The sequence below is a fragment of the Streptomyces vilmorinianum genome (assembly GCF_005517195.1).
Lineage (GTDB): Bacteria > Actinomycetota > Actinomycetes > Streptomycetales > Streptomycetaceae > Streptomyces > Streptomyces vilmorinianum.
This window is the reverse complement of sequence record NZ_CP040244.1, coordinates 406,785-419,269: the sequence shown is the minus strand read 5'-3', so window position 1 is coordinate 419,269 and position 12,485 is coordinate 406,785. Positions and strand designations below refer to the sequence as shown.

The window sequence follows — 12,485 nt, the reverse complement described above, 5'->3', positions numbered from 1 at the left end:
CCGAGACCGAACGGTGACCCGGCCTCCGCGACGGACCGGCGACCCCGCCCCGTAGAGCCGGTGACAGACCGCCGCACCGCCATCCCGGTGCGGCGGAGGTGTGACCGGGAGGGGGCCGACGGATGGTGTGGCAGTTCGCGGGACGGATGCGCAGGGGCGTGACGGGTACGGCGGTCGCTGCGGCGGCCATGGCGGCGCTCACCGCGTCGCAGGCACCGGGCGCCGTGGGGCGGGCCGCCGCCCCGCACGCCGAGAGGCCCGACACGCCGCCGGGGCAGGCGATTTCAGGCGATACGACCTACTTCACCGCGCTGCCTCCGCTGAGGACGGCGGCCGGTGGGCCGGGCGCGCCGGCGCCCCGGGCTTCGCGTGACACCGCGGTGGCGAGCGGCGGGGCCGTTCCGGCCACGGTCCTGGACGCGTACAGGAAGGCGGAGACGGCGCAGGGCAGAAGCGCGCCGCGCTGTCGTCTGTCCTGGCAGCTGCTCGCCGCGATCGGTCAGGTGGAGTCCGCCCAGGCCCGGGGCGGGCGCGTGGACGCCGAGGGCACGACGTACACGCCGATCCTGGGCCCGCAGCTGAACGGCAGGGGGTTCGCCATGATCCGCGACACCGACGGCGGCGCGTACGACGGCGACACCGTCTACGACCGGGCCGTCGGTCCGATGCAGTTCATCCCCTCCACGTGGGCCGTCTGGGGCGCCGACGGCAACGGAGACGGCCGCGCCGACCCCCACAACGTCTACGACGCGGCCCTCGCGGCGGGGCGCTATCTGTGCGCGGGCGGGCGCGATCTCTCCGATCCGTACGACCTCGACCGCGCGATCCTCGGCTACAACCACTCCCGGGAGTACCTCCACGTCGTCATGTCGTGGTTCGCGTACTTCCGGAGCGGCCACCACGTGGTGCCGGACGGCGGCGGCACAGCTCCCCGTACGGAACCGAGGCCGTCTCGCAGCTCCTCCCCAGCCGCTCCGTCGCCTTCGCCCTCGCCCACACCCACGTCGTCGCCTGCCCCCTCGGCCTCACCGTCACCGTCATCCTCACCGTCGCCGACGGCCGAACGACCGGGCGGCGCAACGGAGTCCGGCCCGCCCCTGGTCACCGGGCCCGGCACCGGCGTCGAGCTGCCGGACGGCGGGCTCCTGCCGACCGCCGGACCCCTCACCGGCAACGGTTAGGACTCACTGGACTCCACCCCCTCCACACACCGGATACCGGGCGGTAATGTCGCCGCCGCCCTGCAATCGGGTGTGAGCGCAAAGGGGCCCTCATGGCGACAGACAGCTACCCGGCCCACGAGGCCGGGCCGGGTGACGAATCGGCCCAGGTGCGATGGCAGCGCATGTGGAGCCACCGCGAGCAGCTGCTCAAGGTGGCCCGCCGGCGGTCCATGAGCGCCGAGGACGCCGAGGACGCCGTCCAGGAAGCGATGCTGCGTGCCGCGGAGAACCCGCACCTCGACGACGCGCGCCTCGGCGCGTGGCTGACGACGGTGACCATGCGCCTGTGCGTCGACCGGTACCGGCAGGTCAACCGCGATGCCGAGGTACGCGTCCTCCCGAAGCTCAACCCCCCTGGCCCGGTCCCCGTCGAGGAGGCGGTGTGCGACCGGGCGGAGGCGAAGTGGCTGGCGTTCCGGAGCCGGGAGCTGCCCGCACGCCAGGCGGAGGCGCTCCGGCTGAAGGCGCAGGACCGGGACGTGGAGCAGGTCGCCCAGGAGATGGGCCTCAGCTACCGGGCGGTCGAGTCGCTGCTCGCCAGGGCCCGGCGCACGCTGCGCGACTCGCTCGCCGCCACGCTGGGGCTCGCCCTGTGGCTGGCCGGGCGCGGTGGCCGTACCCCCTCGGGCGGCCATGTCCAGGCCGTGGCCGCGACCTCCGCGGCGGTCACGCTGGCCGTGGTGGGCCTCGCGCTTCCCTTCTCGTACGAGCCGGACCGGGGCGGGGCGCCGCGGCCCGCGCTGTCCGAGGAGGTGGACGGGGCGAACGCGGCCGGTTACGAGATACCCCCGGCCACGCGCCCCGGTCCCGGCCCCAGCGCCGGACCCGTCGACGCGGACGTCGACGCCGACGGTCGTACCCCCGGCTCCGCCGCCCCGACGGCCGACCCCACGTCGCCCATCGCCGTCCCGACGGTCCTGCCCGAGCTGCCGGCCGTACCCGAGGTGCCGGAGGTGCCGGAGACGATCAAGCTGCCGTCCGTACCGGCACTGGTACCGGAACTGCCGGTCGCCACGGAAACGCCTCTGCCCGAGCTCCCGTCCCTACAGGTCCCCGTTTCGGCACCCGTTTCGGCACCCGTTTCGGCTCCGTAAAAAATCTCGCGTTCTCCGCGACGGACGCGCCGCCCTTCCCCGTAGAGCAGATGTCGGAGCTGCTCCCCGCTGAAGGGTGAACCGGATGGGTGTCGAGATCTGTGTGGAAGGGTTGACCAAATCCTTCGGCCACCAGGTCATCTGGCAGGACGTCTCGCTGACGCTGCCCGCCGGGGAAGTGTCCGTCATGCTCGGCCCCTCCGGCACGGGCAAGTCGGTCTTCCTCAAGACCCTCGTCGGCCTGCTGAAGCCGGACCGCGGGTCGATCCGGATCGCCGGGACGGACATCACCACACTCCGCGAACACGACCTGTACGAGGTGCGCAAGCTCTTCGGCGTGCTGTTCCAGGACGGCGCGCTGTTCGGGTCGATGAGTCTGTACGACAACATCGCCTTCCCGCTGCGCGAGCACACGCGCAAGCCGGAGAGCGAGGTCCGGCGCATCGTCCTCGAGAAGATGGACATGGTCGGCCTGATCGGCGCCGAGGAGAAGCTCCCCGGCGAGATATCCGGCGGCATGCGCAAGCGCGCCGGTCTCGCCCGCGCCCTGGTCCTCGACCCCGAGATCATTCTGTTCGACGAACCCGACTCGGGGCTCGACCCGGTACGGGTGGCCTACCTCAACCAGCTCATCGTGGATCTGAACGCGCAGATCGACGCGACGTTCCTGATCGTCACGCACGACATCGCCTCGGCCCGGCAGGTCCCGGACAACATCGGACTGCTCTTCCGGCGCGAGCTCGTGATGTTCGGCCCCCGCGAGGAGCTGCTCGCCAGTGACGAACCGGTCGTACGGCAGTTCCTCAACGGCCGGATGCAGGGACCGATCGGCATGGCCGAGGAGAAGGACGCCGCCCAGGTCGAGGAGGAGCTCGCCGGCCTCGACGGCGGGGACGACACCGTTCCCGACCTGACCCCGCGCCTGCTGCCGAGCCCCGGGGTGACCCGGCCGCCCCGCTGGCAGGCGATCGCCGACCGCGAGAAGCGCCCCAAGGACGCGGAACCCGCAGCCGAGGCGCCCGAGACGGCCGCGGCACCTAAGGCGGCGGAGGTGGCGGAGGTGGCGGACGCATGAGTCTCTCCCCCACCGGAGCGCTCCGGCACTCCGGCAGCCTCTTCGCGATGGCCCTCGACGTCCTCCGCACCCTCCCCCGACGCCCCTTCCAGGTACGGGAGTTCATCCAGCAGGCCTGGTTCATCGCCGGCGTCACCATCCTGCCCACGGCCCTGGTCTCGATCCCCTTCGGCGCGGTCATCGCGCTCCAGATCGGCGGCCTGACGCGGCAGCTGGGCGCCCAGTCGTTCTCCGGCGCCGCCTCGGTCCTCGCGGTGCTGCGCGAGGCCTCCCCCATCGTCACGGCGCTGCTCATCGCCGGGGCCGGCGGCACCGCGATCTGCGCCGACCTCGGGGCGCGCAAGATCCGCGAGGAGATCGACGCGATGCAGGTCCTCGGCATCGACCCGATCCACCGGCTCGTCGTCCCCCGCGTCCTGGCCACGATGGTCGTCGCGGTGCTGCTCAACGGCCTGGTGTCGGTGGTCGGCGTGGCCGGCGGCTACTTCTTCAACGTGGTGCTGCAGAACGGCACCCCCGGCGCGTACCTGGCCTCCTTCACCACGCTCGCCCAGCTGTCCGACCTGTGGGCGGCCGAGGTGAAGGCGCTGGTCTTCGGCGCCATCGCCGCGATCGTCGCCTCGTACAAGGGACTGACCGCGAAGGGCGGCCCGAAGGGCGTCGGCGACGCCGTGAACCAGTCCGTGGTCATCACCTTCATGTTGCTCTTCGTGACCAACTTCGTGATGACGGCCGTCTACTTCCAGCTCGTTCCGCAGAGGGGATGACGAGGATGACGATGGCTCCGCTCAACCGATTGAACCGATCCCTCGAAGAGCTTGGCGGCCAGCTCGTCTTCTACGGACGCTCGCTGGCCTGGACCGGCCGCACCCTGCGCCGCTACAAGAAGGAAGTCCTGCGCCTGCTGGCCGAGGTGAGCTTCGGCCGCGGCGCGCTGGCCGTGGTCGGCGGCACCGTCGGCGTCATCGCCTTCCTCTCCTTCTTCACCGGCACCGAGGTCGGCCTCCAGGGCTACGCCGCGCTCAACCAGCTCGGCACCTCCAACTTCGTGGCGTTCCTGTCCGCGTACTTCAACACCCGCGAGATCGCCCCGCTGGTCGCCGGACTCGCCCTGTCCGCGACGGTCGGGGCGGGGTTCACCGCCCAGCTCGGGGCCATGCGGATCAGCGAGGAGACCGACGCGCTGGAGGTGATGGGCGTCCCGTCGCTGCCGTTCCTGGTCACGACCCGGATGATCGCCGGATTCGTCGCCGTGATCCCGCTGTACGTGGTCGGGCTGCTGTCCTCGTACTTCGCGGCCCGGACCATCACCACCGGCTACTACGGGCAGTCCGCCGGCACGTACGACCACTACTTCCAGCAGTACCTGCCCCCGGTCGACGTGCTGTGGTCCTTCGGCAAGGTGATCGTCTTCGCCGTCGTCATCATCCTCGTCCACTGCTACTACGGCTACTACGCGAGCGGCGGCCCCGCAGGGGTCGGTGTCGCGGTCGGCCGCGGGGTCCGTACCTCGATCGTCGCCATCAACATTCTCGACTTCTTCCTCAGCCTGGCGATCTGGGGCGCCCACACGACCGTACGGATAGCGGGGTAACGCGCCGATGCGAACCACGACCACGCGCCCGCACCTCCGCCCGCACCTGCGCCTGCGTCTCTACGGCGTCGTCTTCATCGCCGTGATCGCCCTGCTGCTCTCCCTGACCGTCGCCGTCTACCAGCAGGTGTTCACCCCGGTCGTACGGATCACCCTGGAGGCGGACGCGCTCGGCAACCAGCTGGAGCCGCGGGCCGACGTCAAGCTGCGGGGCCTGCTCGTCGGCGAGGTCCGCGAGGTGCGGGCCGACGGCGAGAAGGCGACGCTCTCCCTCGCGCTCAAGCCGGAGCACGTCGCCCTGATCCCGGCCGGCGTCCACGCGCGGCTGCTGCCCAAGACCCTGTTCGGCGAGAAGTACGTCGACCTGGTCGCCCCGAAGGGCGCCCCGGGCGGCGGTCGCCACATCCGCGCCGGTGACGTGATCACCCAGGACCGCACCACCGTCGGCATCGAGGTCCAGCAGCTGCTGAACGACCTGCTGCCGCTGCTGCGCACGGTGCAACCCGCGAAGCTGAACGCGACCCTCTCCGCGTTCGCCACCGCCCTCGAAGGGCGCGGGGAGGCGATCGGCGACAACCTCGTACGCCTGGAGGGCTATCTGCGGCAGCTCAACCCGCACATGCCCGCCCTCCAGGAGGACATCGCGCGGTTCGCCGACGTGGCCGAGGTGTACGCCGACGCCGCCCCCGACCTGATGCGGATCCTCGACAACACGCTCACCACCAGCCGCACCCTCGTCGAGAAGCAGGCGCGGCTGGCCTCGGTCCTGACCTGGACCGCGACCGCCGCGGACACCGCGGAAGGCGTCCTCGACGAGAACGCCGACCGGTTGATCACCCTGGGCCGCGTCTCCCGTCCCACGCTGGCCCTCTTCGCCCGCTACTCCCCCGAGTACCCCTGCCTCCTCGACGGTCTGGTGCGGCAGGAGGAGGCGTCCGAAGAGGCCTTCAGGGGCGGGGAGATGCGCATCACCCTCGAACTCGTCCGCTCCAGGCCCGCTTACGAACCCGGCGAGGAACCGCGCTATGCCGACCGCTCAGGACCCGACTGCAGAGGACTGCCCCACCCCCATGTCCCCGCGCCGGCGACCAAGCTCGACGACGGCACCCGGCAGACACCCGCGTCCGGTACGGCCGCCGAGCAGCAGGCCGTCGCCGCCCTCGTGGCCCCGGCGATGGGCGTACCCGTCGACGCGGTGCCCGCGGTCGCGACCCTGCTCTTCGGCCCGATGGCACGGGGGACGGCGGTGAGCGTCGCATGAGCAGCCGTACGCATGCGCGGACGACGACGCCCCAGCTGATCAAGTTCAGCGTCTTCGCGGTGGTGACCGTCCTGGCCACGGCCGTCCTCGCGGCCACCATCGTCAATGTCTCCTTCAGCCCCCAGGACACGTACACCGCCGTCTTCAGCGATGTCACGAGCCTGGAGGAGGGCGACGACATCAGGGTCGCGGGCGTCCGGGTCGGTGAGGTCGAGAGCATCTCGCTGAGGAAGCAGAAGGACGGCACCCGGGCCGAGGTCACCTTCAGCGTCTCCCGCGACCGGCCGCTGCTGACCAGCACCCGCGCCGTCATCCGGTACCGCAGCCTGGTCGGCACGCGGTACATCGCGCTGACGGAAGGCGCCGGGGACGGCACACGGCTGCCGCCCGGCGGCCGGATCCCGCTCTCCCGTACCGAGCCGGCGCTCGATCTCAACGCGCTCCTGAACGGCTTCAAGCCGCTGTTCGCCGCGCTGAGCCCCGAGGACATGAACCGGCTCGCCGACGAGATCATCAAGACCCTGCAGGGCGAGGGCGGCACGGTGAACAGCCTGCTCGCGCACACCGCCTCGCTCACCACGACGCTCGGCGAGCGCGACAAGCTGATCGGTTCGGTGATCGACAACCTCAACACCGTACTGACCACCGTGAACACGCGCAGCGCCCGTTTCTCGGAGCTGATCGAGCAGCTGCAGCGGGTCATCTCGGGCCTGTCCGCCGACCGCAAGCCCATCGGCGAGTCGCTCGCGGGCATCAACGGCCTCACCGAGGCCACGGCCGGCCTGCTCAAGGACGCCCGCCCGCCGCTGAAGACCGACATCGCGGAGCTGGCGAAGCTCGCCGGAACGCTGAAGGACAACGAGAAGACCGTGGAGGGCGTCCTGAAGCGACTGCCGAACAAGCTCGAGAAGTTGACCGGCACCGCGTCGTACGGCTCCTGGTTCAACTTCTACCTCTGCGACTTCGACGGCCGGATCGTCCTCCCGGCGACCGTCGCCGGCCGGCCGCCGCAGACGATCACCCCCGAACTCCACGTCGCCCGGGCGAGGTGCGGCGCATGAAGCAACGCATGAAGCAGCGCATGAGACAAGGGATGATCCCCTTCCGTGACCGCAACCCCGTCGTCATCGGCGCCATCGGCCTCACCCTCATCGCGGCGCTCATCGCCACGGCCTTCAACGCCGACAGACTGCCCCTGATCGGCAACGGCGATTCGTACAGCGCGGCGTTCTCCGAGGCGGGCGGGCTCAAGCCCGGCGACGAGGTCCGTATCGCCGGCGTCAAGGTCGGCAAGGTCGACGACGTCGACCTGGACGGCGACCACGTCAAGGTGACCTTCCGGATCAAGGGCGAGCCGCGGTTGGGCACCCGCACCGGCGCGTTGATCCGGATCAAGACGATCCTGGGCGCCAAGTACCTCGCGCTGGAACCGAAAGGGCCCGGGCAGATGAAGCCGGGCAGCGAGATCCCGCTGAGCCGGACCGTACCCGCGTACGACGTGGTCCAGGCGTTCAGCGACCTGACGACCACCACCGAGCAGGTCGACACCCAGCGCCTCGCCACGGCCCTCGACACCGTCTCCACGACGTTCAAGGACTCGCCGGCCGAGGTCAGGGCGTCCATCGAGGGGCTGTCGAAGATCTCCCGCACCGTGGCCTCCCGCGACCAGGCGCTGCGCGAACTCCTCGACCACGCCAACGGCGTCACGGGCGTGCTCTCCGCGCGGACGGGCGAGTTCAGGAAGCTGGTCAAGGACGGCGACAAGCTCTTCAAGGAGATCACCGAGCGGCGCGAGATCATCCACGCCCTGCTCACGAGCTCCGCGGCCCTCGGCGTCCAGCTCTCCGGCCTGGTCCGGGACAACCGCGCCCAGATCGGTCCGGCGCTGACCAACCTGAACGCGGTGGTGCGGATGCTGGAACGCAATCAGAGCAGCCTCGACCGGAGCATCGCGCTCCTCGCCCCGTACGTCCGGGTCTTCACCAACACCCTGGGCAACGGCCGCTGGTTCGACAGCTACATCCAGAACCTGGTCGTGCCGGCCCCGGTGACCCCCCGGACGGGAGGCTCGCGATGAAGCACCTCCTGAGGCGCAGGCTGAAGCACCTCCTGCGGCGCCGCCTCGTCCGCCGTATCGCCCCCGTCGTGGCGCTCGCGCTCCTCGCGGGGTCAGCCGTGGCGCTCTGGCCGCGATCGGACGGCCCGGTCCGGATCACCGCCTACTTCCCCCGTACGGTCGGCATCTACCCCGGCTCCGACGTGCGCGTCCTCGGCGTCCGCATCGGCGAGGTCAGGTCGATCACGCCGGAGGGCACGCGCGTACGGGTCGAGATCGAGTACGAGAGCGAGCGCAAGGTCCCGGCGGACGCCCAGGCCGCGATCATCAACTCCTCGGTGGTCAGCGACCGTTACGTCCAGCTCCTGCCCGTGTACCGCGAGGGTCCCGCGATGAGGAGCGGCGCCGTCATCCCCGAGCACCGGACGGCCGTGCCCGTCGAGCTCGACCGCGTCTTCGACAGCCTCCGTACGACCGCCGACGCGCTCGGCCCGCGCGGAGCCAACAAGGACGGCGCGCTGTCCCGGCTCCTCGCGGTGAGCTCGGACAACCTCCAGGGCCAGGGCGCGCGCCTGCACCAGACGGTCGAGGACCTCTCGCAGGCCGTCACCACGCTCTCCGGCGGCCGGCAGGACCTGTTCGGGACCGTGAGGAACCTGCAGGTCTTCACGGCCGCGCTGGCGGCCGACGACGCGAGCGTCCGGTCGTTCAACACCAGCCTGGCCACGGTGGCCGATCAGCTGGCCGGGGAGCGCAAGGACCTCGCGAAGGCGGTGAAGTACCTGGCGGCGGCCCTCGCCGACGTGGCCGAGTTCGTACGGACGAACAAGAAGGCGCTGACCGCCGACGTGAAGGGCCTCGCCAACGTGACCCGGGTGCTGGTCACCCAGCGCGCGGCGCTCGAAGAGCTGCTGGCCGTGGCCCCGGCCGGACTGTCCAACCTGCAGAACGCGTACAACCCGTCGTCCGGCACGCTCGACACCCGCGGCAACCCCGAGCAGCTCCAGGACCCGGCAGCGATGCTGTGCTCGCTGCTCAGGACGACCGGGGAGAAGGCCGACTGCGGGGAGCTGAAGGCCCTGTTCGACTCCCTTCCCGCTCATACACCCACCTCGGTCGACCCGACCCTCGGCGGAATCCTGGAGGCCGGCGCATGACAGCAACGACCAGGAGGACGGCGGCGCGGACGCCGGTGCGGACCGGGATGCGGACCCCGGCGCGGACCGGGATGCGGACGCCGGTGCGGACCGCGGTGTGGGCGGCCACCGCCTCCCTACTGCTGACCGGCTGTGAGTTCAACGGTCTCTACGACGTCCCGCTGCCCGGCGGCGCGGCCGCGGACGGGCATGCCTTCCGGGTCACGGTCGAGTTCAGGGACGTACTCGATCTGGTGCCGCAGTCCACGGTGAAGGTCGGCAACGTCACGGTCGGCGCGGTCGAGGAGGTCGAACTGGCCGGCTGGCACGCGCGCGTGCGGCTGCGCGTCTCCGACGACGTGAAGCTGCCCGCCAACGCGGTGGCCGAGCTGCACCAGACCAGCATGCTCGGGGAGAAGTACGTGGCGCTGGCGGCGCCAACCGACGTCGCACCGGTCGGCAGGCTCACCGACGGGGCGAAGATCCCGCTCTCGCGCAGCGGGCGCAACCCCGAGATCGAGGAAGTGCTCTCGGCCCTCTCGGCGCTGCTCAACGGCGGCGGGGTGGCCCAGCTCAAGACCATCACCACGGAGTTGAACAAGGCCCTGGCGGGACGCGAGAACCGGGTGAAGGCCCTGCTCGCCGAGTTGGACACCTTCATCGGCGGCCTCGACCGGCAGCGCGGGGAGATCGTCCGCGCGCTGCGCGGGATCGACAAGCTGGCCGCGACGCTGAGGAAGGAGAAGGCGACGATCGGCGCGTCCCTCCAGACCCTGCCGCCCGCGCTGAAGGTGCTGGCGGACCAGCGCGCCAAGCTGACCGCGATGCTGACCTCCCTGTCGCAGCTCGGGAAGACGGGCGGTGCGGTGATCCAGGCGTCGCGGAACGACGTGGTCGCCAATCTGCGGAGCCTGCAGCCGATCCTGCGCCAGCTGAACGCGGCGGGCGCCGATCTGCCCAACGCGCTGGAGATCCTCACGACGTATCCCTTCCCCCGCAATGTCGTGGACGCGATCAAGGGCGACTACGTCAACCTCAAGGTCACCGCCGATCTCGACTTCGCCGGCCTCTACGGCAACCTCGCCGGCAGCCCGAAGCAGCCGGCGCCGCCGGCCGTGCCGGGCCTGCCGGGAGTGCCCGGACTGCCGGGGGTGCCGGTCGTGCCGGGGGTCCCGGGAGTGCCGGCCCCCACGCCCCTGCCGAGCGACGCGCCGCCCCTGCCGGACTCCCCCACCGCCCCGTCCGCCCCGCCGACGAACGGCGGCACGCTCTGTCCCCCGGTCTGCACCGGCAGCCCCGTCTCGTACGGCGGCACGCGAGCCACAGGCTTCGACGTCGCGCTCGCGGAGCTCATGCTGAAGGGGATGGGGCTGTGATCACCCGTACGGTCAAGGCCCAACTGGTCGCCTTCGCCACCGTCACCGCACTCGGGGTGTCCTACGTCGGCAGCGAGTACACCGGGCTCGCCGACCGTGTCCTGGACCGCGGCTACACCGTCCTGGCGGACTTCTCCGACTCCGGAGGCATCTACACCGGCGCGGAGGTCACCTACCGCGGGGTGCCCGTGGGCCGCGTGGGCGAGCTGCGGCTCTCCGGCGCCGAGGGCGTCTCCGTGGAACTGCTCGTCAAGGACGGTCCGCGCATCCCCGCGGACACGGTGGCCGTGGTGGCGAACCGCTCGGCGGTCGGCGAGCAGTACGTCGACCTGCAGCCGCGCGCCGCGAAAGGGCCGTATCTGCGGGACGGCAGCACCATCGCCCGCCACAACACCCGGGTCCCGCTGCCCACCACCGAGCTGATCCTCAGCCTGGACCGGCTGGTCGAGTCGGTGGACAAGGGGGACCTGCGGGTCACGGTCGACGAACTGGGCCAGGCGTTCGCCGGCACCGGACCGCATCTGACCCGTCTCGTGGACTCGGGCAACGCCCTGGTCGAGTCGGCGACCGAGTCCCTCCCGCAGACGATCGCGCTGATCGAGGACTCGCGGAAGGTCCTGCGGACCCAGGCCGAACAGGGTTCGTCGATCACCTCCTTCTCCCGCGATCTGGCGGCCCTCACCGCCCAGTTGAAGGCGAGCGACAGTGACCTGCGCGCCCTGATGGACAACGGCACCACCGCCGCCCATGAGGTGAACGCCCTCCTCCAGGACAACCGGCCCCATCTGCCCGTCCTGCTGGGCAACCTGATCACCGGCGGCCAGATCACGCTCGCCCGGCTGCCCGGCGTGGAACAGGCCCTGGTCACCCTCCCGTTGACGGTCGCGGGCAGCTACACGGTGATCCCGGGCGACGGCACGACCCACTTCGGCCTGGTCGTCAACGCCGACGACCCGCCGCCCTGCCGCCAGGGCTACGGGACCCGGCACCGCGACCCCGCCGACACCACCGACCGCCCGGTGAACACCGACGCCCGCTGCACGGCCCCGCGCGGCGGCGACACCTCGGTCCGCGGCGCCCAGAACGTCCCGGGCGCGCGCGGGCCGGTAGAGATCCGCTCGACGGGCGGAGCACAGAGCACGTTCGGAAAGGACTCCTGGCAATGGCTGCTCGTGGGACCCATGGCATGACCCGCGCACTTGTGATCCGCGCGTCCCTCGCCGTCGCGGCGGCCGCGCTGACGGCTTCGACCGCCTGGCTGGGCACGCTGCTCCACGGCCACCACGCGACGGAGCAGCGGCACCAGGACATCCTGGCCGCGGCACGCCAGTCGGCGCTCAACTTCACGTCGCTGGACTACCGCCACTACGACCGGGACAGCAAGAACGTGCTGACGGGCGCGACGGGCGACTTCAAGAAGCAGTTCTCGGCGCAGACGGCGGAGCTGACGAAGCTGGTCGCCGAGAACAAGTCCGTCTCCGAGGGCCAGATCCTGGACGCGGGCATCGCCCGGGCCGACGAGCGCACCGCCCGCGTCCTCGTGGTCGCCGACAGCAAGGTGAACAACACCGCCGCGCCCGAGGGCACGGCCCGTACCTACCGGCTCCAGCTGGACCTCGTGTTCGAGGACGGCCGATGGCTGACCTCCGACGTCGAGTTCGTCGGCTGAC

12 protein-coding genes are annotated in these 12,485 nt (G+C 71.3%); all 12 read left to right on the top strand.

Annotated features, from left to right (window positions below):
* The first annotated feature begins 122 nt into the window (after nucleotides 1-122).
* Complete coding sequence (locus FDM97_RS02110; protein ID WP_254705467.1) at nucleotides 123-1,181, top strand: lytic transglycosylase domain-containing protein; 1,059 nt, start codon at nucleotides 123-125, stop codon at nucleotides 1,179-1,181.
* Nucleotides 1,182-1,273: 92 nt separating this feature from the next.
* On the top strand, nucleotides 1,274-2,317 hold the full coding sequence (locus FDM97_RS02105) for a sigma-70 family RNA polymerase sigma factor (protein WP_137988560.1): 1,044 nt from the start codon (nucleotides 1,274-1,276) through the stop codon (nucleotides 2,315-2,317).
* A gap of 85 nt (nucleotides 2,318-2,402) precedes the next feature.
* Nucleotides 2,403-3,392, top strand: a complete 990-nt coding sequence (locus FDM97_RS02100; RefSeq protein WP_254705466.1) for an ABC transporter ATP-binding protein — start codon at nucleotides 2,403-2,405, stop codon at nucleotides 3,390-3,392.
* Nucleotides 3,389-4,159 (top strand): MlaE family ABC transporter permease, encoded by a 771-nt coding sequence (locus FDM97_RS02095; RefSeq protein ID WP_137988559.1) that lies wholly within the window; start codon nucleotides 3,389-3,391, stop codon nucleotides 4,157-4,159. The genes FDM97_RS02100 and FDM97_RS02095 overlap by 4 nt, the downstream gene beginning before the upstream one ends.
* Nucleotides 4,160-4,170: 11 nt before the next feature.
* Nucleotides 4,171-4,986, top strand: coding sequence for an MlaE family ABC transporter permease (locus FDM97_RS02090; RefSeq protein WP_137994610.1), 816 nt, complete (start codon nucleotides 4,171-4,173; stop codon nucleotides 4,984-4,986).
* A 7-nt stretch (nucleotides 4,987-4,993) separates the two neighbouring features.
* Entirely contained in the window at nucleotides 4,994-6,247 is a 1,254-nt protein-coding gene (locus FDM97_RS02085) for an MCE family protein (RefSeq protein WP_137988558.1), read from the top strand.
* Entirely contained in the window at nucleotides 6,244-7,308 is a 1,065-nt protein-coding gene (locus tag FDM97_RS02080; RefSeq protein ID WP_137988557.1) for an MCE family protein, read from the top strand. The genes FDM97_RS02085 and FDM97_RS02080 overlap by 4 nt, the downstream gene beginning before the upstream one ends.
* Nucleotides 7,309-7,340: 32 nt before the next feature.
* Nucleotides 7,341-8,324, top strand: a complete 984-nt coding sequence (locus tag FDM97_RS02075) for an MCE family protein (RefSeq protein WP_137994609.1) — start codon at nucleotides 7,341-7,343, stop codon at nucleotides 8,322-8,324.
* Nucleotides 8,321-9,460: an MCE family protein gene (locus tag FDM97_RS02070; protein WP_175439012.1), complete on the top strand. Its 1,140-nt coding sequence runs from the start codon at nucleotides 8,321-8,323 to the stop codon at nucleotides 9,458-9,460. The genes FDM97_RS02075 and FDM97_RS02070 overlap by 4 nt, the downstream gene beginning before the upstream one ends.
* A 71-nt stretch (nucleotides 9,461-9,531) precedes the next feature.
* Nucleotides 9,532-10,815, top strand: a complete 1,284-nt coding sequence (locus FDM97_RS02065) for an MCE family protein (RefSeq protein WP_137994608.1) — start codon at nucleotides 9,532-9,534, stop codon at nucleotides 10,813-10,815.
* Nucleotides 10,812-12,005: an MCE family protein gene (locus FDM97_RS02060; RefSeq protein WP_137988556.1), complete on the top strand. Its 1,194-nt coding sequence runs from the start codon at nucleotides 10,812-10,814 to the stop codon at nucleotides 12,003-12,005. The genes FDM97_RS02065 and FDM97_RS02060 overlap by 4 nt, the downstream gene beginning before the upstream one ends.
* Complete coding sequence (locus FDM97_RS02055; RefSeq protein ID WP_254705465.1) at nucleotides 12,002-12,484, top strand: hypothetical protein; 483 nt, start codon at nucleotides 12,002-12,004, stop codon at nucleotides 12,482-12,484. Before FDM97_RS02060 ends, FDM97_RS02055 begins: the two co-directional genes overlap by 4 nt.
* The last annotated feature ends 1 nt before the right edge of the window (nucleotide 12,485 follow it).